25 protein-coding genes are annotated in these 25,401 nt (G+C 62.3%); 11 read left to right on the forward strand and 14 right to left on the reverse strand.

Annotated features, from left to right (window positions below):
- The 4 genes from VUN82_03105 to VUN82_03120 all read right to left on the reverse strand — a co-directional run bounded on the left by VUN82_03105 (position 1) and on the right by VUN82_03120 (position 4,471).
- Positions 1-1,488, reverse strand: a complete 1,488-nt coding sequence (locus VUN82_03105) for a 4-hydroxyphenylacetate 3-hydroxylase N-terminal domain-containing protein (GenBank protein XAS72865.1) — start codon at positions 1,486-1,488, stop codon at positions 1-3.
- Entirely contained in the window at positions 1,485-2,171 is a 687-nt protein-coding gene (locus tag VUN82_03110; protein XAS72866.1) for a DUF2848 family protein, read from the reverse strand. The genes VUN82_03105 and VUN82_03110 overlap by 4 nt, the downstream gene beginning before the upstream one ends.
- Positions 2,172-2,242: 71 nt before the next feature.
- Positions 2,243-3,037, reverse strand: coding sequence for a carbon-nitrogen family hydrolase (locus VUN82_03115; GenBank protein ID XAS72867.1), 795 nt, complete (start codon positions 3,035-3,037; stop codon positions 2,243-2,245).
- A gap of 90 nt (positions 3,038-3,127) precedes the next feature.
- Positions 3,128-4,471: an MFS transporter gene (locus VUN82_03120; GenBank protein ID XAS72868.1), complete on the reverse strand. Its 1,344-nt coding sequence runs from the start codon at positions 4,469-4,471 to the stop codon at positions 3,128-3,130.
- 219 nt (positions 4,472-4,690) lie between these two features.
- Between VUN82_03120 and VUN82_03125 the strand changes: the two genes are divergently transcribed.
- Positions 4,691-5,332 carry a GntR family transcriptional regulator gene (locus tag VUN82_03125; GenBank protein XAS72869.1) on the forward strand — a complete coding sequence of 214 codons (642 nt, stop codon included), beginning with the start codon at positions 4,691-4,693 and terminating at the stop codon, positions 5,330-5,332.
- 19 nt (positions 5,333-5,351) lie between these two features.
- Here VUN82_03125 and VUN82_03130 read toward each other — a convergent pair whose 3' ends face one another.
- Positions 5,352-5,645 carry a DUF503 domain-containing protein gene (locus tag VUN82_03130; protein ID XAS72870.1) on the reverse strand — a complete coding sequence of 98 codons (294 nt, stop codon included), beginning with the start codon at positions 5,643-5,645 and terminating at the stop codon, positions 5,352-5,354.
- Positions 5,646-5,774: 129 nt separating this feature from the next.
- On the opposite strand from VUN82_03130, the gene VUN82_03135 reads away from it, so the two are divergent.
- From VUN82_03135 to VUN82_03150, 4 genes are read left to right on the forward strand one after another with little or no spacing between them, the layout of a single operon-like run.
- A complete protein-coding gene (locus VUN82_03135; protein XAS72871.1) occupies positions 5,775-6,209 on the forward strand; it encodes a hypothetical protein in 435 nt (144 codons plus the stop codon).
- 34 nt (positions 6,210-6,243) lie between these two features.
- A complete protein-coding gene (locus tag VUN82_03140; protein ID XAS72872.1) occupies positions 6,244-7,422 on the forward strand; it encodes a GGDEF domain-containing protein in 1,179 nt (392 codons plus the stop codon).
- On the forward strand, positions 7,419-7,922 hold the full coding sequence (locus tag VUN82_03145) for a hypothetical protein (GenBank protein ID XAS72873.1): 504 nt from the start codon (positions 7,419-7,421) through the stop codon (positions 7,920-7,922). Before VUN82_03140 ends, VUN82_03145 begins: the two co-directional genes overlap by 4 nt.
- A complete protein-coding gene (locus tag VUN82_03150; GenBank protein XAS72874.1) occupies positions 7,919-9,403 on the forward strand; it encodes a bifunctional diguanylate cyclase/phosphodiesterase in 1,485 nt (494 codons plus the stop codon). Before VUN82_03145 ends, VUN82_03150 begins: the two co-directional genes overlap by 4 nt.
- 84 nt (positions 9,404-9,487) lie before the next feature.
- Here the strand turns inward: VUN82_03150 and purL are convergent, their stop codons facing one another.
- From purL to purS, 3 genes are read right to left on the reverse strand one after another with little or no spacing between them, the layout of a single operon-like run.
- A complete protein-coding gene (gene purL / locus VUN82_03155) occupies positions 9,488-11,797 on the reverse strand; it encodes a phosphoribosylformylglycinamidine synthase subunit PurL (protein ID XAS72875.1) in 2,310 nt (769 codons plus the stop codon).
- The gene (gene purQ / locus VUN82_03160) at positions 11,794-12,567 is read right to left on the reverse strand and encodes a phosphoribosylformylglycinamidine synthase subunit PurQ (GenBank protein XAS72876.1); all 774 of its coding nucleotides are present in this window, start codon (positions 12,565-12,567) and stop codon (positions 11,794-11,796) included. Before purQ ends, purL begins: the two co-directional genes overlap by 4 nt.
- Before the next feature lies 1 nt (position 12,568).
- On the reverse strand, positions 12,569-12,820 hold the full coding sequence (gene purS / locus VUN82_03165) for a phosphoribosylformylglycinamidine synthase subunit PurS (protein ID XAS72877.1): 252 nt from the start codon (positions 12,818-12,820) through the stop codon (positions 12,569-12,571).
- Positions 12,821-13,076: 256 nt separating this feature from the next.
- Here purS and VUN82_03170 point away from each other — a divergent pair, with 256 nt between their 5' ends.
- Positions 13,077-13,262, forward strand: coding sequence for a hypothetical protein (locus VUN82_03170; GenBank protein XAS72878.1), 186 nt, complete (start codon positions 13,077-13,079; stop codon positions 13,260-13,262).
- Between the two features lie 126 nt (positions 13,263-13,388).
- The gene (locus VUN82_03175; GenBank protein ID XAS72879.1) at positions 13,389-13,679 is read left to right on the forward strand and encodes a DUF1540 domain-containing protein; all 291 of its coding nucleotides are present in this window, start codon (positions 13,389-13,391) and stop codon (positions 13,677-13,679) included.
- Positions 13,680-13,780: 101 nt separating this feature from the next.
- On the opposite strand, the gene VUN82_03180 is transcribed toward VUN82_03175, so the two are convergent.
- Complete coding sequence (locus VUN82_03180) at positions 13,781-14,719, reverse strand: phosphoglycerate dehydrogenase (GenBank protein ID XAS72880.1); 939 nt, start codon at positions 14,717-14,719, stop codon at positions 13,781-13,783.
- 109 nt (positions 14,720-14,828) lie between these two features.
- Here VUN82_03180 and VUN82_03185 point away from each other — a divergent pair, with 109 nt between their 5' ends.
- Positions 14,829-17,855 carry an exo-alpha-sialidase gene (locus tag VUN82_03185; protein ID XAS72881.1) on the forward strand — a complete coding sequence of 1,009 codons (3,027 nt, stop codon included), beginning with the start codon at positions 14,829-14,831 and terminating at the stop codon, positions 17,853-17,855.
- A 323-nt stretch (positions 17,856-18,178) separates the two neighbouring features.
- Complete coding sequence (locus tag VUN82_03190) at positions 18,179-21,289, forward strand: S8 family serine peptidase (GenBank protein ID XAS74589.1); 3,111 nt, start codon at positions 18,179-18,181, stop codon at positions 21,287-21,289.
- A gap of 71 nt (positions 21,290-21,360) precedes the next feature.
- Here the strand turns inward: VUN82_03190 and VUN82_03195 are convergent, their stop codons facing one another.
- The 4 genes from VUN82_03195 to VUN82_03210 all read right to left on the reverse strand — a co-directional run bounded on the left by VUN82_03195 (position 21,361) and on the right by VUN82_03210 (position 23,647).
- On the reverse strand, positions 21,361-21,750 hold the full coding sequence (locus VUN82_03195; GenBank protein ID XAS72882.1) for a serine protease inhibitor: 390 nt from the start codon (positions 21,748-21,750) through the stop codon (positions 21,361-21,363).
- Between the two features lie 80 nt (positions 21,751-21,830).
- Entirely contained in the window at positions 21,831-22,697 is an 867-nt protein-coding gene (locus tag VUN82_03200; protein ID XAS74590.1) for a 3-methyladenine DNA glycosylase, read from the reverse strand.
- Positions 22,698-22,731: 34 nt separating this feature from the next.
- Positions 22,732-23,358 carry an SSI family serine proteinase inhibitor gene (locus tag VUN82_03205; GenBank protein ID XAS72883.1) on the reverse strand — a complete coding sequence of 209 codons (627 nt, stop codon included), beginning with the start codon at positions 23,356-23,358 and terminating at the stop codon, positions 22,732-22,734.
- Between the two features lie 22 nt (positions 23,359-23,380).
- A complete protein-coding gene (locus VUN82_03210) occupies positions 23,381-23,647 on the reverse strand; it encodes a helix-turn-helix transcriptional regulator (protein XAS72884.1) in 267 nt (88 codons plus the stop codon).
- Positions 23,648-23,713: 66 nt separating this feature from the next.
- Here VUN82_03210 and map point away from each other — a divergent pair, with 66 nt between their 5' ends.
- Positions 23,714-24,484, forward strand: coding sequence for a type I methionyl aminopeptidase (gene map, locus VUN82_03215; GenBank protein XAS72885.1), 771 nt, complete (start codon positions 23,714-23,716; stop codon positions 24,482-24,484).
- A 71-nt stretch (positions 24,485-24,555) separates the two neighbouring features.
- Here map and VUN82_03220 read toward each other — a convergent pair whose 3' ends face one another.
- Positions 24,556-25,044 carry a MarR family transcriptional regulator gene (locus tag VUN82_03220; GenBank protein XAS72886.1) on the reverse strand — a complete coding sequence of 163 codons (489 nt, stop codon included), beginning with the start codon at positions 25,042-25,044 and terminating at the stop codon, positions 24,556-24,558.
- A gap of 86 nt (positions 25,045-25,130) precedes the next feature.
- Between VUN82_03220 and VUN82_03225 the strand changes: the two genes are divergently transcribed.
- Positions 25,131-25,355 (forward strand): hypothetical protein, encoded by a 225-nt coding sequence (locus tag VUN82_03225; protein XAS72887.1) that lies wholly within the window; start codon positions 25,131-25,133, stop codon positions 25,353-25,355.
- The last annotated feature ends 46 nt before the right edge of the window (positions 25,356-25,401 follow it).

The following is a 25,401-nucleotide window of genomic DNA, read 5'->3' on the forward strand; positions in this document are numbered from 1 at the left end:
CTATTCTCCTTCCAGGCCGTTGCCGGCGCCGTCCACTGCGCCGTTGATGCTGTAGGAACCAAGGTACTTGTCCAGCTCAGCCACCAGGGCATCGTAGCCGTAATTCCGGTAGGTGTAGGCTCCGCGGACCACGAACGGGGCGCCGGCGTAGAACATTTCGTACTGCTGGTGGCGGCCGGCGAATTCGGAGCCGATGATGTCCCAGGCCAACTTGAACAGCTTTACGCGCTCTTCACTGGCAACACCGGGGGACTGCACGTAGCGTTCCATGTCCGGGCGGGTCACACTGCTGGTCATGTCGGCGACGCTGGACGGCAGTTGCAGGACGCCACCACCAACAAGGTCGCGAAGGATCGAAATCACCCGCGGATACGTCTCGGACTGAAGACCCATGGCCCCGTAAAGGGCGCTCTTCCCGGGAACCACCATGCCGGCGTCGTCAACCGTTGCTGTGTATTCGGCCGCAAGAACCGCCGATTCAACAGACTGGACGATCGCGGCGAGCTCGCCAAGCTTCTCCTGGACTCCGGGGATCTTGTCCGTGCCGTTCACCTGGGTGACCTTGCGGGCAACAGAAGCAATGAACTTCAGCTTGGTGGAGAACCTGATCTGCGCCTGCCAGTTTCCCAGCGCGTGGGCACCGGTATCGAAGAACTGACGGCGGAGGGTATCGATGTTCCGGTTGATGAAGACGCGGTCCCAGGGGATGAGCACGTCATCGAAAACTACCAACGCGTCGGGCTCGTCGTAGTGGCTGGTCAGCGGGTAGTCGAAGTCGCTGGTGGCTGCCGGCGCGAACGGACGGCGGCAGTACAGCTTCAACCCGTCGGTCGCCACGGGAACGGCGAAGCTGACGGCAAAGTCCACGTCATCCGGGCCAAGCGGCTTGATGCAGGTGACGAACACTTCGTCTGCAATCGCTGCGCCCGTGGCAAGCATCTGCGAACCGCGGACGATGATGCCTTCCTCGGTTTCACGCACGACGCCGACCTGCAGGTATTCGCCTTCCCAACCTGACGCCGTGGTTGCGCGGGAAACCTGCGGCGGAATGATCGCGTAGGAAAGGTACAGGTTCTCGGAAAGGATCTTCTTGTAGTACCGCTCCACGTTGCCGGCGAAGTCGCGCTCGTCATTCTTGAACACGTCCGCGTGGGAGCCGAAAGCGGCGAAGAAGGTACCCACGTGGTCGGGGCTGCGGCCTACCCAGCCATGGGTGTGCTTGGCCCACTTTTCGATGGCGTGGCGACGGAGGACCAGCTCTTCCTGGGTGCGTGGAGCAGCGAAGGTGCGGTTCGCGGGTCCATTAATCTCTTCCGAGTGGAACTGCATGCCGTTGCTGGGATCGGCTGCGATGTCGAACAGCTCAGCCATGGTCTGGGCAACCTTCGCGAACGCCGGGTGTTCCAGGACGTTGCCAACTACCTCGCCATCGAGGATCACCGTCCGGCCATCGTTCAGGGACTTCAGGTATTGCTTTCCGGTTCTCATCGAAGTGAGCCTTTCTTGATTTTGTAGTTGTGTTCGATTCTCGTCCCATTGGGGAACGAGAGCTCTACTTTCCAAGAAGTTCCGTCAACGAACTTCCCCTTCAGCAGTGGCAAAGTGCCACCAAGACACATGAAGTCGGCGTCACCGATGTCCGTCCGCTCCAGGAGCTTTTCGACGACGTCCGCCGGCTTGCGCAGGCCCGCCAACGAGCCCTCTTGGTACAGTTCGCCGTCCACCCACGAGCGGGCGGTGCACTGGTCAAGGTCCAGGTCCTCGAGTGAGGGGACTTCGATGACCTCGGTTGCGATGGGCTTGGGGCATGCCCTTTTGGAATCGCCAATATCCTGGGCCTCGATGTCCCTGTCCGTGTGGTCGGACCCGATGCCGAGGTAGAACTTGCCGTTGTGGCGAATATAGAGAGGCTCAATCTCGCCGGAGGTCAGGTTGTTGCTGGTGTCGTGTTCGCCTGATGTATCGAACAGTTGCGAGTCCATCCGGTAGAACATGGGCACTTCCGGCGGTGGAGCTACGCCAATGGCTGCCAGCTCGTCGATGTGATGCTGCACGGCCTTGGGATCCCTGCCCGTATAGCCGGCCACTACTGCGTGGAAGTCCGAGACCGTGATGGTCTTGTCCGTGCCCACCACCCTGAACGTGAGTGGGACTTGCCTTGTTGTTTCCATTTACGTCTCCTTGAATGATGCCTAAATCGTTGTGGGTCAGTCTGGCCAAACTGGTCAGACGGCCGGATTCCTCAAACGGCAAGTGCGTCGTAGTCCGCGAGCCGATCGCCAATGACGGGGAATTCGGTACGCACTGCATTGACCTGGTCGGGATCGATGTCCACCATGAGCACCGATTCCCCGGCACCGGCTTCGGCGAGTACGTTGCCGGCCGGATCCACCACCCGGCTGTGTCCGCCAAGTTCCACGCCTTCCTGAGTGCCTGCGGCGTTGCAGGCAATCACGAAGATCTGGTGCTCCAGTGCCCGGGCAGTTGTGAGCAGCCGCCAGTGTTCGCGACGCGCTGCGGGCCAGGCTGCCGGGACGATGACGATTTCTGCGCCCCGCGTGCTCAGCTCCATCCACAATCCCGGGAACCGAAGGTCATAGCACGTGATCCCGGCCGTTGCTCCGAACGGCAACTCAACCACCGGCAGTGAGGATCCCGCCTTGAGGAGGCTGGCTTCCTTGGACTTGTAACCAAAGACGTGGATCTTCCGGTACGTGTGCAGGATTTTCCCGTCCGGTCCCAGCAGGATGGACGTGTTGCTGAGCCGTCCATCCTCGCCGGCCTCGATAATGCTCCCGACGTGAAGGTACACACCAAGCTCCGCCGCCACCCGTGAGCACATGGACATCGTGGGGCCACTGAGGGTCTCGGCCAGGGCCTGGTACTCATCAAAGTGGAAGTATCCGGCACTCCACAGTTCGGGGAGCACGATCAGCTCGGCACCGTCGATGCCGCGAAGAATCGCTTCAACGCGATCTATCCGCTGACCACGGGTTTCCGAATCCGGGCTGGCCACCTGGACGAGTGCGACTTTCATGGCTGTTTCCTTACTGTCAGTGGTTCCGAGATGGCACTTCGCGCCCATGATTGGGGCAAATATGGGTGTGAAGTGCCATCTCGCGGGTAGTTACTTGGCGGGTTCGTCCAGGTCGCTGAGCCGCAGGCCCTTGGTCTCCTTGGCGAACATGACCGAGACCATGGAGATCAGGCCCATCGCTGCAAGGTAGATGCCGATTGCGTAGCCGGTGCCGAAGGCGCTGTAGAGAGCCAGGGCGATGATGGGCGATAGCGAGCCGGCGATCAGCGAGGCGAGGTTGTACGCAACCGAGGTTCCGCTGTACCGGACATCCGTGGGGAAGAGTTCGGAGAAGAACGCACCGATCACGGAGCTGTAGGCGGCGAAGATCAACAGGCCACCGACGGCGGCAGCAATGATGCCCCACACCTGGCCAGTGTTCAGCAGGGCGAAGAACGCGAACGCCCAGATGACGGTGGCGATCGAAGCGCCGATCATGATGGGCTTGCGGCCCACTTTGTCCGCATAAAGCGCCAGGATGGGGATAGCGACGACGGCGACGCCCTGGCCGATCATGACGGCGGTGAGGCCGGTCTGCCGCTGCAAGCCCATGATCTGGGTGACGTAGGTGATGATGAACAGCGAGTAGATGTAGAAGCCTGCGTTCTCACCCATGCGGCTGCCGGTGGCGATGAGCAGTTGGCGCCAGTTGCGGCGGAACAGAATGGCCAGGGGCAATTTCCGTTCCTTGATGGCTTCGGCCTCGCGCTTCAGCTGTGCTTCCTTGAACAGCGGAGTCTCCTGAACGTAGAGACGCAGGACGAGGCCAATGATCACCAGCAGGGCGGAGAGCCCGAACGCGAGACGCCAGCCCCAGGCAAGGAATTCACTTTCGGGCATGGTCGCGGCGAGGATTGCCAGCACACCTGCGGCCATGAGGTTGCCCAGCGGCGGACCGATGTTGGGCCAGGATGCCCAGAACGCCCGCCTTGCACTGTCATTGCTGTGCTCGGAGACGAGGAGAACGGCCCCGCCCCATTCGCCACCCAGTGCGAATCCCTGGATCAGGCGCAGCAGCAAGAGCAGCAACGGTGCTGCGATGCCGATGGCTGCGTAGGAAGGGATGAACGCAATAAGCGTGGTGGCTACGCCCATGAGCATGAGGCTGGCCACCAGTGTGGCGCGACGGCCGTGCTTATCGCCGAGGTGCCCCAGAACGATGGCGCCCAGGGGACGGGCAAGGAAGCCGGCGGCAAATGTTCCGAGGGCCAGCATGGTGCCCACAAGCGGGTCAGAGGTTGGGAAAAAGAGCTTGTTGAAAACCAATGCGGCAGCGGTGCCGTAGAGAAAGAAGTCGTACCATTCGACGGCCGTGCCGGCAAGGCTCGAAGCAGCGACCACGGGCAGCCTGGAGTGCTTCTGCTGCCTCAGTTCTGCTTTCTTCAAATCGGTCATTGTGGGGATCCTTTTGCGGTTGGGAGCGTCCAGAGCTTCCTGTGAAGCGAGGCCGAACCCAAGAAATTGAGGGGTTCCAAATGCGTGAGCGGAGTCACTGAACAACACTGTAGACTAGTTGTATACAACCCGTCTACATTTGACGAAGAAGTTTTTTCGAGGGCGTCCGGTCCGTCCTGAATGCAACTCGTATACTGGGCTTCGCGAGAAAGGCTCTTCATGATCCAGATGACTCCCACTGCTCAATCCCAGCCCGAAGTGGCCTATCAGTGGATGAAAAGCTATATCGCTGCCCTGCCGCGGGACGAGGAGACCTTCCTCAACGAGGCGGTCCTCGCCAAGTCCACCGGTACGTCGCGCACACCAGTCCGTGAGGCATTGTTGCGCCTCGAAGCCGAGGGTTTCGTCAAACGGATCCCACACAAAGGCGCTTACGTTCCGCCAATCTCGGACCCCGATGTCCGAGCCATCCTGCAGGCCCGCTCTGTGGTGGAGAAGTGGGCCGTCTCAGCACTGGACAGCATGCCGGATGGGCAGATTGACGCGTTCCAGCGCATCATCGACCAGCAGCACGAAGCCAAGGACGACCCCGCCCGGTTCATTGAGCTGGACACCGAATTCCACACGCTCATGGTCCGTGCGGGAGGAAATCCAATCCTGGCCGATTTCTACGCTTCCCTTCGGCAGCGGCAACTCAGGATTGGTGTCCGCGCTGTCACTCAGGGGACAGACCGTGCCGGGGACGTGCTCCGCGAGCATCAGCTGATTGTCGATGCCCTTCGAAGCCGGAGCCTGGACGCTGCGCACCAAGCGATCGATGCCCACCTGGACTCAACGCGGCTGGCGGTCATCGGCTACTAACCCTCGGGCTGGAGTACGCCTAGTCTTCACTGTGCAGCTCGCGTTGCCTTGCGCTTAGAAGCTCAAGCTCGGGTCGGGCGGCAACGAACCGTTCAACGGCGTCGAGCACTTCCTTAAGGTGCGCGCGGTCAGGCGCCACCAGTGCCGCGCCGAGCAAGGTGCGGCGATATTGGTCCTGCAACCCGGTCTCGGCCGCGGACACCTCGAAGCGGCGTTTGAGTTCAGCAATGACGGGCCGCACGAGCGAGCGTTTCTCCTTCAGGCTATGGACATCGCCCAGGAGCACATCGAATTCAATCCAACCGATCCACATGGTTCATTATGAGCACGTCTCCGGCCCCCAATCCTGAGCCAATCTTGAGGAAATGTCGCACCGGGGTTGATCCAGCGCGGTCAGACTGGAACCACAGCAAGGCCAGAAGCAGCTAAGGGGGCGGGCGGCATGAGCAAGAACCATACCTGGCGCGCACTCGCGGGCGTAACCGCCGTCGCTGCTTCCATGATGGCCGGACCCGCCGCCGCACTTGCCGCATTCTCTGACACCGGGAATGCCACCCCGCAGTACTCGACCATGCGTCTCCTTGCCCCTGCGAGTGCCGACGTGATCATGACGTGTTCGGCGAATGGTGCCAAGGTTGCCGTTGATGTGAATTCGTTCTCGGAAGTTTCGGGCGCGAACTATCACGAGATCAAGCTGTACAACCCTTTGGGGACCCTGGAATTCACAGGCGACCTCAGCAAAAATGCCGGAAAGTCCTATAAATCGGGAATCCAAACCGTGGGCAACTGGACCTACGAGATCCGCGGGTATTACAAGGTTCCCGGCACGGCCAACATGTGGAGAGGCTCCGCTTTGACAGGAACCCTGACATGTTAGAAATTGGCGTGGGACCAATCGGCAGGAGCGAACAATGGTGCTCGACTCGTTTTCGGTGAGGATTGCCCTCGGAGTGGTCACGTTGACACTCTTTGCGCTGTTCCTCGCCTCCTACCGCCGCACGAGGTCACCGTACGCGGGCTGGTGGAGCCTGGCCTTGCTGCAGTTCATGCTGGGAAACACGGCGTTCCTCCTGAACGGCACACCCGCGCAGCACTGGGCCAACCCTTTCGGCAACGTCCTGGTGGTGGCCGGAGCGTTCAGCGTTTGGGCCGGCGCCCGTACTCTGCGGGACCTTAAAGCGGCACCATGGCAGCTCGCCGTTGCTCCTGTCATCACGGCGGTCGCCTCCGTCCTGGAAAGTCCCGGCTCCAATGTGTGGTCCGGCGGCTTCGTGTACCTGGCCATGATGACCCTTGGCATCGCATTGGCGGCCCGTGACTTGTGGTTCATCAAGGCGACCCACTCGCAAGTGCACAAAGCCCTTTCCCTGGCTGCCGGACTTCTGGCGATCTACTACCTGGGCCGGTGGGTAGTTTACGCATTGGAAGGCCCCGGCGGCGCAACATTCCGGGCGTATTTTGGTCCCGCGCCTTCCGGCCTGGTGTCCTTGGTGCTGCTGGTGACGGTGTCTTTCAGCATGACCACGTTAAGCAGTGACCAACTGATCAAGGGCCTGAAGGAACGGGCCACCAGGGACCATCTGACAGGTCTCCTCAACCGGGGAGCTTTCCTGGACCTGGCATCTACGGAACTCAAACGACTGCGGGCCGACGAGTCCGGTGCTGCAGTTGTCCTGGCTGATTTGGACCACTTCAAGCTGGTCAACGACGCCCACGGGCACCGCGCAGGGGACGTCGCTTTGAAGGCTTTCGCCGAAGCCTGCACGTCCTCGGTCAGGTCTACAGATCTCATTGGCAGGTACGGTGGGGAAGAATTTGTTCTCTTCCTGCCCGGAGCCACGCAGGAGCGGGCCCAAAGCATCGCGACCGAGATCAGCCGCCGCATGGCTTCCACTGAGGTTCCAGAGGGCGTCTCCTTCCCCACCATCAGTTACGGAGTTACGGCAAGCACCCACGCTGTCCCAGACCTCATTTCGATGATCGAGGTGGCAGACGCAGCCCTGTACAGCGCCAAAGCACAGGGAAGAAACCGGATTGTAGGAGCCGACCGCCTCCAGGCGGCCACTATCGCTGACGAGGCACGATCATGACAATCAATGAACTCACCACCCGCATCCAGATCCAGCACAACCAGGAAGTGAGCGCCTTCCGGCATGACATCACCAGCGCCCCGTACCAGGCTGGAACACCGTCAGCCTTGAATGTGGCCCGGCGTTCCGTGCGCATGCAACCCGTCCAGTCCGTAGGTGATGACAGCGCAAACCTGACCATTGTGGCCGATGTCGAGGGCCTTGCATGGTTCACCGCCGATAAGGGACTCCTGGGCAGTTGCATTACGGTCTCCATCGCCGGGCATCGGCGGAACACCGGAACACGTGTACCCCTTCCCTTGGCTGAATGTGATGCATGGATCGAAGCCATCCTGGGCGGTTCCTGGATTACCCACGTCTACCGCACAGGGACTCCGATTGAAGGAAATGGCAGGCTCGATGTCGCCTCGTACCGCCTTTTCCTCGACGAACGCCGCAATCCTGTCGCCAAACCGAATGCGGTAGCGGACAATACCCTGCGGCGCATGGAAGCGTCGTGAGCGGGGCCCAGCCCAGCGGAACTCCACCCAGCGGGACACCACCCAGCGCGACACAGCCCAGCCGAATCCAGCCCAGCCGCGCCTTTCCCTCCGACATTGACGCTCGGATCGGAAAACTGGAGCGGCACATCAGGGCGTTGATGGAGGAGCTGCACCACGCACGCCACGAGCAGCGTCGGGAAGCCTTCACAGATCCGCTCACCGGGCTCGGCAACCGTATGGCTTTGGTGGATGCCTTCATTGAAGCGCAGGACGCAGCAGCGGGCGGCGCCCCGCCAGCCGCACTCCTCCTCGTCACCCTGGATGGCTTCAAGGGACTCAAGAAGTCCGCCGGCTATGCTTCGGCGGACCAGATTCTGGTCATTGTCGGGATGCGGATCCGCTCGGCGGTGAGGCAGAACGACGTCGTTACCCGCCTTGGCGGCGACGAATTCGCCGTGCTGTTGCCCGCCACGCCACAAAACCGGGCGGCCGCCGTCGGAAACCGTATCCTTGCGGCGCTGGAACCCAACATCGACCTCGGGAACAGCAGTGTCCGCTGTGGTGCCAGCATGGGCCTTCGGATTGCGGAGCCGCACCATAGCGTCGAGGACCTTCTCCAGGAGGCCGATATGGCGATGGAGGAGTCCAAGAGCGAGGGCCGGAACAAGCTCAAGTTGTTCGATCCCTCCACGCTTCATGCCCGGCAACTCCAGCGCCAGATCGTGGGGGAGCTGCGGGAAGCCATCCGCTCGGATCAGTTGGTCCTCTTCTACCAGCCGATCGTTGACCTGGCTACCGGCCGGATTGAGGGCAGCGAGGCCTTGGTCCGCTGGGACCACCCTGTGCGTGGGCTCATCATGCCGGACAATTTCATCCCCGTCGCAGAGGCCACAGGCTTGATCGCCGAGCTGGGCCGCTGGGTCCTCCGGGCGGCCGTGGAGCAACTGCGCCAGTGGCGGGACAACCCCGTCACGGCACAACACGATTTCACGATGCGAATCAATGTCTCTGCTGCAGATCTGCAAAGCCTGGAGTTCGTGGACGACGTGCGGGACGCATTGGTCAAAACCGGACTGCCGCCGGAATCACTGGTTCTGGAACTCACGGAGAGTGCCATCATCCAGAACAACGAGCTGGACCGTTACACCTTGGCGAGCCTGCACCGCTTGGGCGTCGGGCTGGAGATCGACGACTTCGGCACGGGCTACTCGTCCATGGGATACCTGCGAAAACTCCCCGTGGACTGTGTGAAAGTGGACCGGCAGTTCGTCCAGGAACTGAGCAAGGACAGTACGCAGCTGGGTTTCCTCGCCGCGATCCAACAGGTTATCCGCTCCTGTGGACTGAAGGGCATCTGGGAGGGAATCGAAACGGCGGAACAGGCCGAAGCGCTGCGGAGCATCGGGTGCACGAGTGGACAGGGCTATTACTTCGGCCGGCCCTTGCCCGGACCGGAATTCACGGAGCAACTGTCCCGGCAGCAGACCTGGCCCGCTTAAAACAGCAACGCGGGGTCACTTCCGGCCCATCCCGAGGGGATTTATGGGCCGTAGGTGACCCCGCGTTGCTTAAGCGGGGGAGGGTCAGCCGAAGTACTTCGGCAGGGTGGCCTCGTGTGCTTCGCGGAGAGCGTCCAAGGACAGTTCGTCCACGCCATTGATCTCCAGCTTCCCGCCGGCAGCATCAACGACGCCGATGCGGAGGTGGGCGAAGCCGCGGGCAGTGCACATGTCCTTGAAGCGGACTTCCTCGGAACGCGGCACAGAGACGATTGCCCGGGCCTGGGACTCCGAGAACAGTGCGGTGAACAGGTCCACGCCGTCGCGCTCCATGAGTTCCTCAAGGGCGATACGGGCGCCGACGCCGTAGCGCAGCGAGGACTCAACCAGGGCAGCCGCGAGGCCACCTTCGGAGAGGTCGTGTGCTGCGTCAACCATGCCGTCACGGGAAGCGTTGATCAGGATTTCGCCCAATGCACGCTCCGCCGCGAGGTCGACCTTCGGCGGCAGGCCACCAAGGTGTCCACGCAGGTTGGACCATTCCGAACCATCCAGCTCTGCTGCAGTGGTGCCCAGCAGGTAGATGGCCTGGCCGTCCTCGCGCCAGCCCGACGGCGTGCGGCGGGCGACGTCGTCGAGCTTGCCTAAGACGGCCACCACAGGAGAGGGGTGGATCGGCGTGGTGCCGGTCTGGTTGTACAGGGAGACGTTGCCGCCGGTGACCGGAATGCCAAGCTCCATGCACGCATCCGAGAGGCCACGGATGGCTTCGGCCAGCTGCCACATGACGTCCGGGTCCTCGGGGGAACCGAAGTTCAGGCAGTCGCTGACGGCCATCGGAACAGCACCAGAGGTGGCCACATTGCGGTAGGCCTCGGCCAACGCGAGCTGGGCGCCCTGGTACGGCTCAAGGTAGGTGTAGCGGCCGTTGGCGTCCGTGGCCAGGGCAACGCCCAACCCGGTTTCCTCGTCAACGCGGACCACACCGGCATCATCCGGGAAGGCCATGGCAGTGTTGCCGCCAACGTAGCGGTCGTACTGGTTGGTGATCCAGTCCTTGCTGCACATGTTCGGCGAAGCGACCAGTTCAGTAACGGCAGCAGCCAGTTCCGTCGGAGCGGAAGGACGGTCGGCATCCTCAACGGAACCGGTGAAGGAGTTCGCCTGGACCGAGTCCTGCCATTCCGGGCGCGCGAACGGGCGGTCGTAGACCGGGCCGTCGTGCGCAACGGTGCGGGGATCGACGTCGACGATTACTTCGCCTTCCCAGGTGATGATGAGGCGACCGGTATCGGTGACCTCACCCAGCCAGGAGTACTCCACGGCCCACTTGTCCATCACAGCTTCGAAAGCTTCGATGTTCTCCGGGGTGACCACGGCCATCATGCGTTCCTGCGACTCGGACATGAGGATCTCGCCCGGGGTCAGCGTGGGATCGCGCAGCAGGACGGAGGTCAGTTCGACCTCCATGCCGCCGTCGCCGTTGGAGGCCAGCTCGGACGTGGCGCAGGAAATGCCGGCGGCGCCGAGGTCCTGGATGCCTTCAACCAGCGAGCCCTTGAAGAGCTCGAGGCAGCACTCGATGAGGACCTTCTCAGCGAAGGGGTCGCCCACCTGGACGGCGGGGCGCTTGGAGGGCTTGGTGTCGTCGAAGGACTCCGAGGCCAGCACCGAAGCACCGCCGATGCCGTCCCCACCGGTGCGCGCACCGAACAGGACAACCTTGTTGCCCTTGCCGGAGGCGTTGGCAAGGCGGATGTCCTCGTGGCGCATGACGCCCACAGCGAGTGCGTTTACCAAGGGGTTGCCCTGATACACGGAGTCGAAGACCATTTCCCCGCCGATGTTCGGCAGGCCGAGGCAGTTGCCGTAGCCACCGATTCCGGCCACGGCACCGTGCATGACGCGGGCGGTGTCCGGGTGGTCGATCGCGCCGAAGCGCAGCGGGTCCATCACGGCAACCGGGCGGGCGCCCATGGAGATGATGTCGCGGACGATGCCGCCGATGCCGGTAGCGGCACCCTGGTAAGGCTCAACGAACGACGGCGAGTTGTGGGACTCGATCTTGAACGTCACGGCCCAGCCGTCGCCAAGGTTGGTGACGCCGGCGTTTTCGCCGATGCCCACCAGCATGTCCTTCTTCATTTCCTCGGTGACCTTTTCGCCGAACTGGCGGAGGTGGTTCTTGGAGGACTTGTAGGAGCAGTGCTCGCTCCACATGACGGAGTACATGGCCAGTTCGGCGCCGGTGGGGCGGCGGCCAAGGACCTTGACGATTTCGTCGAACTCGTTTTGCTTCAGGCCGAGCTCGGCCCACGGGAGTTCCGTGTCCGGGGTCTTGGCAGCGTGCTCAACAGTATCGATGTTGAACTTCTTGGTGGTTTCCGTGGTCACTTGTCGCCTCCCACAATCTTGTTCAAAACGGAGGTGAAGAAGCCCAGGCCGTCGGTGTCGGATCCGCCGATGCCATCGAGGGATTCAGGTCCGAAACCGACCTCAACCGCGTGCTCGGGGTGCGGCATAAGGCCAACCACGTTGCCCGCGGCGTTCGAGATGCCGGCGATGTCCCGGCGCGAGCCGTTCGGGTTGAAGCCCACGTAGCGGAACACCACGCGGCCCTCAGCCTCAAGGGCGTCCAGGGTCTTCTCGTCAGCGATGTACTGGCCGTCCTGGTTCTTCAGCGGCACAGTGATTTCCTGGCCGTTCTGGTAGTCCAAGGTCCAGGCAGTGTTGGCGTTTTCCACGCGCAGGACCTGGTCCCGGCAGATGAACTTCAGGTGGTCGTTCTTGATCATGGAACCGGGCAGCAGGTGCGATTCGGTCAGGATCTGGAAGCCATTGCAAATACCCAGGACGGGAAGCTTTGCGTCGGAGTTGGCAGCATCGATGATCTTTGTCATCAGCGGTGCAAAACGCGAAATCGCGCCAGCGCGGAGGTAGTCACCGTAGGAGAAACCACCGGGGATGATGACCGAGTCAACATCGCCCAGTTCGGTGTCTGCATGCCAGAGCGGAACCGCAGTGGCGCCTGCAAGCCGAACCGCACGGGCGGCGTCGCGGTCGTCAAGGGTGCCGGGGAAGGTGACGACGCCGATCTTGGCACCGGCCAAGCGGGGCTCAGCGGCGAGGGCCACGGCCTCGCCAATCAGGGGGATCGATGTCATATCAGGCCTCGACGACCTCGACGTTGACAACATCCTCGATCACCGGGTTGGACAGGAGGGTCTCAGCGGCCTCGCGGGCCTGGGCCAGGATAGCGTCGGTCACCTCGCCGTCAACCGTCAGTTCGAAACGCTTGCCCTGACGGACTGCGCTGAAGCTGTTGAAGCCGAGGCGGGGCAGTGCACCCACGATGGCTTTCCCCTGGGGGTCCAGAATCTCGGGCTTGGGCATGACGTCAACGACGATCCGGGGCATCCGGTAACTCCTGTGCGTGAGTTGGGTGAACCTTAAATAAGGCTGCCGCGGAGGTTGCCGTCTCACGCCGTTCAACTGGGTTTCTACAGCGTGGGGGCGCTCCGCGAGCTTGCACACCTATCTTACCGGGACCGGAGCGCATACCCTATTCAGCCGGATTCCGCGAGGACCCCCCGCCGATCCCCATCAAATTCGGGGCAATGAAAGCCCGACGGCGGCACTCGCCGGGCGTGGCGCCCGTCACTAGGATTGTGGCATGGCGGAGAAACCGAGGTCGATGGTGCTGGGCGTCGTAGCCGCAGCTGTTTTTGCTGGTCTGGGACGAATGGTCATCCAGAAAATCAAGGCTGACAGGGTGGCAAGGGAGCATCACGTGACAGCCCCGTTGGATAAGGAAACGCGCGCGAAGATCAGCGACGCGCTCCGGACTCCGGGCAAATAGCTGCCTATTAGCGTACGTACAAATGCGCTATTCCTTCGGGTTAAATCCGGCTGTGGCGGCGTAGTTTAGGGACTACACGCGGGGTCCAGGCCCTGGGTTTAAGTCTGGATCCAACCAGGAGGAACAATGACCGAACACATTGCCGAAGTATCCGCCTGTAGCGTCGGCAGCTGCGGCTTCAACCACGACGGATGCACTGCTTTTGGAATCACCATTGGTGGAACGCAGGACCACGCTTCCTGCGCCACGTTCATCGACACCAACGCAATGGGCGGCCTTCCCAAGGTCCTTGCCCACGTCGGTGCTTGCCAACGGTCCGAATGCGTTCACAACAACAACCTCATGTGCGAGGCCCACGACGTCAAGGTCGGCCCTGGCCGCGAGGCTGCGGACTGCTTGACGTACGAGCACGCCTGACTTTTGTCTTTCACGAAAGTGGGTCCGTCCTGCCGGACGGGCCCACTTTTTGTCATTTTCCGGCTCGCGCCGCTTGGCTTCAAGCTAGCCGGAAACCTGCGCTAGCCGGAAACCTGGTTGGTCAATGCACGGCCTTCCCGGAGGGCTGAAAGGTTGGCAAGGACCAGCTTGGCTGAACCCTTGGGACGGTTGCCCGCCACGTGCGGGGTGATGATGACATTTGGCGCCGACCAGAGTTTGGAGTCCGCGGGCAAGGGCTCTTCCTTGGTGACGTCCAAGGCCGCAGCGCGCAGGCGACCCTCGTGCAAGGCGGCAACCAGGGCGTCTTCATCAACTGTTGCCCCGCGGCCAACGTTGACGAAAATTGCGTTCCTTGGAAGTGCGCGCAGGAGTTCATCGTTCAAAGCGTCAGTGGTTTCGGGAGTGGCGGGGAGTATCGAGATCAGGACGTGGGTGGTCCGTAGTACTTCGGGAAGTTCCTCCGCCGCGGCGACTGGGAAGCCGTAGCGCTCTCCCCGTGAGCTGGCCACGCCGGTGACATTTGCCCCCAGCGCGGCGAGCATGGGAGCGAGTCGTCCCGCGATGGAACCGAATCCCCAAACGGTGACGTTCGCGCCGTCGAGCGTGTAAAGCTGTTCCGTTTCCGCGCTGGCCTGCGCGGCGTTGTAGGCGTGGTCCCACGTCTTGGACTTTTGGGCTTCGAACAGAAGGTCCAGCCTCCGCACGGCGGCGAGCGTGAGAGTCAAGGCATGCTCGGCCACTGGGCCGTCGTGAAGTGAGCGGCCCGAGGCGATGGCCACATTGTCCGCAAATCCCGCTGCCAGCACGGAGTCAGGTCCTGCAGCGAGGGTTTGGACGAGCTTGAGCTGGCTCATCCGCTCGGCGGCATCGGCCAGATTCTCCGAGGTGTTCTGCCAGACCACCAGGACCTCGGCGTCAACGTGCTCGTCCGGAACGGGCTCATCCGCCTGGTAAACGAACACGTCCCCGCCTGAGTTGGAGAGGTCCAGGGCGATGGTGTGGGGGACAAGGATTTTCACTGCAACTCCATCGTTGAAAAGGTTTCCCGGTATGTGCACGAGGTTAGCCTTTCTCCTCGCGTAGGCGTGGCTCCAACTTCATCCCTAGCAATGTGAGGGCGAGCACTCTATGGTTGTAGGACGTTCGACGTCGCACGTAGCACAAGCGTCAAACGTTCCCTTCCGCAGCAATGAAAGGACGCCCGATTTGAGACCCTCAAGCGCCACCCCATCGCTCATTCGCACCGTAGTTACAGGCGCTCTGAGCCTGTGCCTCATGGCCGGACTCGGCCTCCCTGCCACAGCAGCGCCCATCCCGCCCAACGACCCCACGGCCGCCCCTGGCAGTTTCACCGATGCAAACATCGCCGCTGACCGGATGGCCGCAAACTTCTTTTATCGGATCCCGGCACTGACGTACCTGGGCAATAACGTGGTGCTCGCTGCCTGGGATGGGCGTCCGGGCTCAGCCGCAGACGCTCCCAATCCGAACTCGATCGTCCAGCGCCGCAGCACGGACGGCGGCCAGACGTGGGGACCGGTCCAAGTCATCGCCGCAGGGCACGTGGCCGATACAACCGGCCCGAAGTACGGCTACAGCGACCCCTCATACATTTATGACGCCGAAGCTGGCAAGGTCTTCGCCTTCTTCGTCTACTCGAAGGATCAAGGCTTCGGCGGCAGCCAGTTCGGCAGCGACGACGCCGATAGGACAGTGATTTCGTCAGCGGTCATCGAGTCCTCGGATGCGGGCGTTACCTGGAGCCAGCCCCGCCTCATCACGAACGTCACCAAGCCCGGCACCAGTAAGACCAACCCCGTGGCAGGCGATGTCCGCTCGAACTTCGCCTCTTCCGGTGAAGGCATCCAGCTCAAGTACGGTCCGCACAAGGGCAGGCTCATCCAGCAGTACGCCGGTGACGTCCGCCAGGCAGATGGCACCAACAAGATCCAGTCGTACAGCGTCTACTCCGATGACCACGGCGCCACGTGGCAAAAGGGCGCCAACGTGGGCGACAGGATGGACGAGAACAAAACCGTTGAACTCTCCGACGGCCGTGTCCTGCTCAACTCCCGTGACAACGCCAACCAGGGGTACCGCAAAGTAGCCATCTCCACCGATGGTGGCGCCAGTTACGGTCCGGTGGCCCAAGATACAGAGTTGCCGGATCCAGCAAACAACGGCGCCATCGCACGTATGTTCCCCGACGCAGCCCAGGGTTCGGCCGATGCCAAAAAGCTCATCTTCACCAACGCCAATTCCAAGACCGGCCGCGAAAACGTCTCCGCCCGGGTTTCCTGCGACGACGGCGCCACGTGGCCCGGCATTCGCACCATTCGGTCCGGCTTCTCCGCCTACTCCACTGTGACCCGCTTGGGGGATGGCAAGTTCGGCGTTCTCTACGAGGGCAACTACACGGATAACATGCCGTTCGCGAAGTTCGATGACGCCTGGCTGAACTACGTCTGCGCCCCGCTCTCCGTCCCCTCTATCACTACCGCACCCGGCGCCACCCAGCCGGTTGCCGTCACCATCACCAACCAGGAGGCCGTCACACTCACTGGAGCCAACGCGACGGTGTACACCCCGAGCGGCTGGTCCGCCACAACGGTGCCGGTGCCGGACGTGGCCCCCGGCGCCTCCGCTACTGTCAACGTAGCGCTGACCGCGCCACCGACCGCCAGTGGCCCGCAGAATCTGAACGCAGCATTTACGACGGCGGATGGCAGGGTTTCGCAATTCACTTTCACGGCAACAGTCCCGGCGGCACCGCAGGTGGGGCTCACCATCACCGGTACGGCACCGGCGCGTGATGTGAGCGCCAGTCCTTATCAGGTGGGCGACGTCTTGAACTATTCATTCAACGTGAAGAGCACGTCGAACGTCACTGCCAACGCTGTACCTGTTTCCGGCACCTTCGACTCCGGTTTCCTGCCGCCGTCGGCCCCCAACTGCCGGTTCAACAACCTGGCAGCCGGCGCCAGCTACACCTGCACCACCGCCAAGCATGTTGTGACATCCGCTGACTTGGACCGCGGCTACTTCCTGCCGCAGGCGAGCTTCACCATCACGGCCAGTTCGACGCCGTCGCTCACCAAGACGGTCCCGTTCACCGGCGCTGCAGTTGCCTTGCGCGATGGTTTGGTGGCAGCCGAGATCAGCGGGGCGCGTGCCGACGTCGGGCGTGACCTCGCGGCCCAGCCTTACGCGGCCGGTGACCTGGTCCCGTACACGTTCACCGTGAAGAACACGAGCCCGCTGGTGGAGAAGGTAGTCCCGACCACCGGCAACTTCAGCCCCTTCCTTCCGGAGGGGCCGGGCAACTGCAGGTACCTGTCGCTGCCAGCCGGCCAGAGTTACCAGTGCACTACGCCGCGGCACGCCGTGACTGCCGAGGAAGCCGACCAGGGCTTCTTCGTCCCCAAGACCACATGGGAAGTCAGCGCTGCGGGCCAGAGCGCCAAGAGCTATCAAGTGGATGGCGGAGAAGTGGACCTCAAGATCCGCGAAGCGAAACTTGAAGCCACTGTTTCGGCGGAGTGGAAAGACGCCGACGGCGACCGGTTCGCCAGTGCAGGCGATCCCGTCATCTATACCTACACGGTGGGCAATGCCGGAAACGTGTCTTTGACCGGGCTTGAAACTGAACAAGCTGGGATCTCCCAGGCCTCCCTGCCCGCCGGAGAAACGGCGACGGCAACCCGCAAGCGTGTGTTGACCGCTGCCGACGTCGCGGCCGGAAGTCTTGCCGCCGTAACTTTCGAGGCGACGGCGCACAACGGCGCCAGAGAAGTGGCAGTCACCACCGAAGGCGGCGCGTTGGCGCTCAAAGTCCAGCCCGCCAAGCCGGAGACCGAGCCCGCGCTGACTGTCCAGGACTTCGATGGCCAAACGCCGCCGTTTGATCTGGGCACGTGGGAGAAGTATCGCAATGGCCAGAAAGTGACCTTGAAGGGCTTGGAATACGGTCAGTGGTACTACCTGTATCTGAACAAGGACAGTTACCGGCTCGGATGGATCTTCCCCACCACGGATAACACCGTGGAATTCATTCTTCCCTCGGACGTGAAGAATGGCCGTGACGATGTTGTGGTCCTGGATACGGATGGTGCGCAGGTCTCGTTCGATCGCCTGCTGGTGACGCCGAAGGGCTGACGACAGCGCTCGAGTAAAAACAGCGGACCGCAGAATGTTTCCTGCGGTCCGCTGTTCGTCGTCATGTGACGGGAATTTGGTGCGGAGACAAGACAAATTCCCCGAAATGTGCTGTATGTCATATTTTGCTCTCAGTCTGTACTCTGTGACTCGACTGGTTGTGCATTTTTGACAAGAACTGTCACGAACGCAGCCATTCGCATGTTGACAGGCCTTGGCGACGGAGCCCGGGCCTCACTCAGTGAAAGGTGCTATCACTCGTGAAATCACAAGGAAAGAGCTTCGTCAGAAGCGGGGGGCTTCGAAAGGCAGCGGCTCTCGTCGTGGGCTTGCCGTTGCTGCTCTCTTCCGTGGCGTTGCCGGCCCAGGCAGCTCCCTCGCCGGAGACTGTGGCTGGAAATCTGGCAGGCGTGGCCAAGAAGAACCTTGACCCCAGCGCCTACAAGGACGGCCGCTACATGGTTGTCCTGGCAGAAAAGCCTGCGGCTACCTACGACGGCGGTACGCAGGGTCTTGCGCCGACCAAGCCGGAAGAGGGCAAGAAGCTCGATTCCGGCAGCGTCGAGGTGAAGAAATACCAGGAACACCTGCAACAGGCGCAGCAGGACGTTGCGCAGCAGGAAAAGGTCACCATTGAGCGTGACTTCACCACCGCGATTAACGGCTTCAGCGCCAAGCTGACTGCAGAGCAGGCCATCAACCTGGCCAAGGATCCCAAGGTCCTGATGGTCGCGCCGGACACCCAGTACGCGCCGGACTACTCCACCACCGATTTCCTGAAACTTAGCGGCCCCAACGGCACCTGGGCAACGCAATACGGAGGCCAGGAGAACGCCGGCAAGGGCACCGTCGTTGGCGTCATCGACACCGGATACACGCCCTCCAATCCATTTTTCGCAGGCGATCCCGTCGGCCCGCTGGTCGGCAACCCCCAAGTGGGCGTCCCTTACCGGACTGCCGACGGCAAAATCGCGATTCTGAAGGCAGACGGCGATACCTTCATCGGAGAATGCCAGCCCGGTACGGACACCGGCGCAAGCTACGACGGCAGCGCCTGCAACTCCAAGGTCCTCAGCACCCACTACTTCGCGGATGGCTTCCTGGGAAGTGTTCCCCCGGAAAACCGTGCCCCTCAGGAAGTCATCTCGCCCGTTGACGTGGACAGCCACGGCACCCATACCGCCAGCACTGCCGCGGGCAACGGGAACGTCGATGCCGTAGTGGACGGCCGTAGCTTCGGCATCACCAGCGGCATCGCACCTGCCGCCAAGCTCTCCATCTACAAGGTCTGCTGGGAAGACACGGATCCCACGACGGGCGGCTGCTACGGCTCGGCTTCCGTGGACGCCATTGAGCAGGCCATCCTGGACGGTGTGGATGTGCTGAACTACTCCATCTCCGGTTCCACCACATCCACCACCGATCCCGTATCGCTGGCTTTCCTTTCGGCTGCTTCGGCCGGAATCTTCGTGGCAACCTCAGCCGGAAACTCCGGACCAACCGCCAGCACCGTGAACCATGGAGCACCCTGGCTGACCACAGTCGCTGCCACCTCTTTCTCGCAGGAACTGCAGGGCACTGTTGAATTCTCCGATGGCAGCAAATTCCGCGGAGCGAGCATCATGAACCACGAGGTGAGCGGGGCCGGCGTCGTGCTTTCCACCAACGCTGCAAGCGGTGACGGTAACGCCGCGCTGTGCGCTCCCGGCTCGCTGGATCCTGCGAAGGTTTCCGGCAAGGTTGTTGTTTGTGACCGTGGCGTGGTTGACCGCACCGCGAAGAGCGCGGAGGTACTTCGAGGCGGTGGCGTCGGCATGGTCCTGGTGAACCTGACGGAATCGTCGCTTGACACGGACAAGCATGCTGTTCCCACTGTCCACGTGAACCCTCCTGCCACGCAGGCCATCAAGGACAAGGTGACGGCCAACCCCACCATCACCGTGTCCCTGCTGAACCACGACACCACCGGCCTGCCCGCCGAGGCGCAGCCGCAGATCGCCGGCTTCTCTTCCCGCGGGCCGTTGCTGGCAACGGATTCAGACCTGCTGAAGCCTGACGTATCCGCACCCGGCGTCGCTATCCTGGCAGGCGTTTCGCCCATCGGAACCGGCGGAGACAACTTCGGCTTCCTGTCGGGAACATCCATGGCTTCCCCGCACGTGGCCGGTTTCGGCGCCCTGATCCTGGCCAAGAATCCGAAGTGGTCCCCGGCAACCGTGAAGTCGGCCATGATGACCACTGCCGGTCCGGTGAAACTGGCCAACGGGGCGGTCAACAAGGATGTCTTTGCCACGGGCGCCGGACAGGTTGATCCCGCCAAGGTCCTCAGTCCCGGCTTGGTCTACGACGCCACCACGGAGGACTACCTCAAATTCATTCAGGGTACGGGGATGGACCTCGGCATTGAGGGACTGGGCACAACGCAGCCGCGGGACATGAACGTCCCCTCGTTTGCGCTGGGCAACCTGGCTGGAAAGATCGAGGTCACGCGGACAGTTACCGCGTTGACGCCGGGTCTGTATCGCGCGTCCGTCAACGTTCCCGGCGTCAACGTCAAGGTCACCCCGTCCGTGCTGAACTTTGGCGCTGCAGGTGAAAAGAAGACGTTCAAGGTGCAGTTTGAGAACAACAATGCAGCCTTGGGCAAGTTCGCCATGGGGTCGCTGAGCTGGCAGGGTGCAAACAAGACCGTCACCTCGCCCATTGCTGTCCGTCCGCAGTCTGTGATCGCGGATAAGACGATGGCCTTCACGGGAACGGGCCCCAACGGCTCAGCGGCCATCAACATCGTCTCCGGCACCAACGCACCGGTGGGAGTCACGGTTGATGGCCTGTCCAAGGCGGATTCTTCAGAAGTTGAACTGGTTCCGGGTCCCTTTACCGGTGAGACCGACGCCTCGAACTTCGTCAAGAAGGTAACTGTGGGTGAGAACAGCGCCTTGGCCAAGTTCTCTGTCATATCCTCAGACGAAGCCGCGGACTTCGACATGCTCGTCCTGACCCCCACCGGGCAGCAGCTCCCGTCCGCGACGGCCTCGGCCAGTGAATCCGTCACGGTGCCCAATCCCGAGCCAGGCGACTACTACGTTTTCGCCAACCTTTACGCGAGCCCCAACAACCAGCCCACCAAGGCAACAGTTGATGCCGCGGTCCTGGGGGCCAACGAGGGCAACGCCACCGTGACGCCCAACCCGATCCGCCTCGCCAACGGCAAGGCCGGGACCATCTCGCTGAACTGGACCAACCTGACACCAGGCTCCTACATCGGACGCCTGACATTCGAGGGCACCAGCGAACCCAGCTTCGTCACGGTAGTGGTGACTGCTGGCGGCGCCGCGGTTGTTCCGGACAACGAAAACCCGAAGAAGGGCACAGACAAGAAGGGCAACAAGATCCGCGGAGACGAGCCAACGCAAAGCAACAACGCAAGCTAGCTCGTTCACGAAATTTGTACAGCTGACGCCCTGAGGAGGCTCTCTCCTGAGGGCGTCAGCTGCACCCGGGCTCAGATGGCGCCGGTAGATCCTCCCGCGCCGCCCAGGAGTGGTGCCATGGCGCGCCAACGTGCGATCTCGCAGCCATCTGTCCGGCTGAGCTTGCTGTGGATCTTCCGCCCACGGAACCAACCAGTCACAAGGGCCACCTGCGGGCCCCCGTACTGCTGCGTGCAGATCCGGTCGGGTCGCGGAACCGGGAAGAACACTTCCTCACCAAACTGCTCGACGGCGGCAAGGGCCGCGGTCGCGTCCGGAAGGTTCGAGTCGATCGAGTCCGGCTCCGGAGACAGAATGCCTTTCGCGGACCGTAGGTAGAACTCAATGGGCGCGGCGCCAGGTGCCTCTGTCAGCGTGACGGTGAGGTCGACGTCGTACTCGCTGTTGTCGGGAGAAACCATGGTTACCTTTCGCTGGTGGCGGCGGGTGCTCGCGGCGTCGGGTGCTTATGGCAGGAGTCCCGGGGGACGATCAGACTCCTTTAAAGAAGCGGTTCGATTGCCTGAAGCACGCGGGCCCGCAGCGTCTGGGATTCGGCCGCAAAACCCCGCTGGTACTCAACGTACTCGGCCTTGCCCTGCGGTGTCTCGATCCTGATGGGTGGGTAGCCCCATTCTTCGAGGTCGTAAGGGGAAGCCTGCATGTCCATGGTCCGGATCCGCCACGACAGTTCGAAGCAGTCCATCACCAACTCGCTGGGCAGCGCAGGCGTCAATTTGTAGGTCCACTTATACAGGTCCATGTTGGCGTGCAGGCAGCCCGGTTGTTCCATGGTGCGCTGGTTTTCGCGCGTGGGCGTGAGCTCGTTGAGCGGGATGGCGTCCGGAGTGTAGAAGCGGAAGGCATCGAAGTGGGAACAGCGGATACGGTTCTCCTCCACCACGGTGTCGGTGCCCTCCCCGCCAAGCCGCAATTTCAAGTACTTGTGCCGCAGCTCGAATTTCTCCTGCCGGTACACCATGGCCCACTCATGGAGGCCGAAGCAGCCGAACTGGGCCGGGCGCTTCGCCGTGCTGTTGAGGATGATGCCGGCGAAACTGACGGCTTCGGCGCGTTGGGCCATGAAACTGCCCCGGTCAAAGGTGACCGCGGGCGTACCTAGTGGCAGTCCGACGGCGGCGAGGTCGCCGTCGTCGAGCAGGCGGTAGAACTTCCAGCTGGCACGCTCAAGGGCACGCGCGCCACTGAGCACCACTCCATCGCCGGGATGCCAGCGCAGCAATTGGCCAGGCTTCTGGGTGTAATACGTGAAGAGGAAGTCCTCCACGGGATGTTTCTTTCCTGCCGACCGGCGGGCCAAATAGGGGTCGGCGTACCGGGCGACGCGTGCATGATGGGCGGCCTCCATCCCGAGCCAGTGCTCTTGGGGGAGGTGCTGGGGCCTAAGCTGCTCCACCGCTGGAACCGATGATGGCGTTTGCCGCGTCCCACAAAGCGATTTGGCAACCGTCGGTGCGGCTGAAGGAAACCGAAACTTCCATGCCGTCAACGGCGCCGGTCACCTTGGCTGTTTGCGGACCGCCAAACTGTTGAGTGCACGCTTGGTCGCTCTTGATGGGTGCGTGGCTTAGCAGCGACGGATTGTTCTTCAGCGCCGCGCAGGCCGCGTTCGCTGTGGGGTGTTTGCTTTCGGCTGCCGGGGCGCCGTTGACGCAGACGAGCGTGTAGTTCTGCGGTGCTGCGCTGGCGGACTCCAGCACCGTGATGGAGAGTTCAGCGTTTCCCTGTCCCGGAGTGGGCTTCGCTCCCGGCAGGCTGGGGTCCGGTGTTGTGTCTTCGGGGCCGAGGGTTGTGGGCACCTGGGTGGGCGTGGGGTTCGATTGCGTAGGGCTGGGGGAGCCGTCGCTGGGACTGACGGACGACGGCGCGGAGGCAGCGCTGCTAGACCCAGCCGGGGCGGGGGTGCCCGAGCAGCCGGCCAGGCCAGCGAGGGCCAGGACGGCTATGAGGGGCCGGACTCCAACGAGGGGCCGGACTCCTACAAGGGCCCGGACGAGGCGCGAGCGCATGGGTTCTCCTTGGGCTGCCATTTTAAGCCGGTGCGGCAATGCTTTCGGGCTGGCTGATCCCTGCCCACACCTCATCGAGGGACAGCCCGAGGACATCGGCGATCGCTGCGATGGTCTGGAATGCCGGGGTTGCCACACGTCCGGACTCAATCTTCCGGAGTGTCTCCGGTGAAACCTGGGCCTCGAGCGCAATCTCCAGCATCGAGCGCGCTCCCCGGGCGCGACGCAACAGGGTGCCGAGACGCTGTCCGCGCTCGACCTCTTCAGCTGTGAGTGGCAATCTGACCATGGCTCCAATTCTAATACCGGGATAATATGGCCGGGATAGTTATTGGTTGAATGGGAAAGGCGCCGCATGATCGAGATTCTGAACCGCACCGAACTGCATCGGGCAAAGGAGGCTGGTGCCCTGGTTGCCGACATCCTTCAGGCAATGAAAGGCCGCAGCGCGGTGGGCGTTAACCTCCTGGAGATCGATCAGTGGGCCAAGGCCATGATCAACGATGCCGGGGCCCAGTCCTGTTACGTCGACTATTCGCCTTCCTTTGGGCGCGGTCCTTTTGGACACTACATCTGCACGTCCGTCAACGACGCCGTACTCCATGGACTGCCTCACGACTACACGCTTGCTGACGGCGACCTGGTGTCCCTGGACCTCGCCGTTTCCAAGAACGGGGTCGCTGCAGACTCTGCCATCAGCTTCACAGTGGGCGATTCAAAGCCCTCGGACAGCCTGGCAATGATCGACGCAACGGAGCGGGCCTTGAGCGCAGGGATAGCCGTGGCCGGACCCGGCGCCCGCATTGGTGATATCTCCCATGCCATAGGCTCGGTCCTCAGCGAAGCTGGCTACCCAATCAATACCCAGTTCGGCGGTCACGGCATCGGATCGACGATGCACCAGGATCCGCACATCGCCAACACCGGACGGCCGGGCCGTGGATACAAACTGCGTCCCGGTTTGTTGCTGGCTCTGGAGCCGTGGGTAATGGCGGACACTGCCGAGCTGGTCACCGATGCTGACGGGTGGACGCTGAGAAGCGCGACGGGTTGCCGTACAGCACACAGTGAGCACACGATCGCCATCACCGACGACGGGGCTGAGATTCTCACCCTGGCGCGTTGAGTGCTCGTGCGCTTATAGCTGGTGCTCAGTGGCACGTTGGGCTGGGTTGCCTTTCGCTGGGTGGCCGTCCGCTAGTTTGGCGTCCGCTGGGTTGCCTCGATGAGGCCGGTCATAGCCTGGTGGAGTTCGGCCACTTCCTCGCGACTGAGCTGCAGGCGCTCCCGGATTGCACCGGGAACCGCCGTCGCCTGATCCCGGAGCGCGGCTCCCTTTTCCGTCAGCTTGACGGCAAGCGCGCGCTCGTTTCCGGGCACACGCTCGCGGGTGATGAGCTGTGCCTCCTCAAGCCGGCGCAGGAGTGGGGACAAGGTGGCGGGCTCGTGGAGGAGGCTGTCGCTAATGTCCTTAAGTGTCCTGGGGCTCCGCTCCCAGAGTGCAAGCATCACAAGGTACTGCGGATGGGTTAGCCCGAGCTGTTCGAGGATGGGCTTGTAGATGCCCACCACGCTCCGGGAGGCAACGGTCAGCGCGAAGCACAGCTGGCGTTCCAAAAGGAGGTCGTCAGTTTCGCTGGTCTGGCTTATTTCACTGGTCTGCGTTGTCTCGCTGATCTGGGTCATGGCTGCCTTTCCGCCCGATTAGTTAGTGTACTAATTGTTAGCGTACTATGAACGTGTTGAACCGTCTAAAAGAGGAGTCGATCGGCGTGGCAAAGGAATCCTTTACCCAGAAGTTCATGCGCGCTACGGGAAAGCTGAGGGTCATCTTCGGCCCCGCACACAGCAGCTCCATTGATCACGAAATGACGGAGGACAACCGCAGGCTCCTGGCCCAACGCGAAGCGGAGACCCAGCAATGGGAAACCCTTCGCCGCCCCGACGGCAGCACGTATGTGGTGCCCCGTAATCCGGACGATAAGTCGCTGCGCTAGAGGGCCCCGCTTCGTCCGGATCGCTTTCTACTCCGGTGCAGCTGCC

The sequence above is a fragment of the Micrococcaceae bacterium Sec5.1 genome (assembly GCA_039636795.1).
GTDB lineage: Bacteria > Actinomycetota > Actinomycetes > Actinomycetales > Micrococcaceae > Arthrobacter.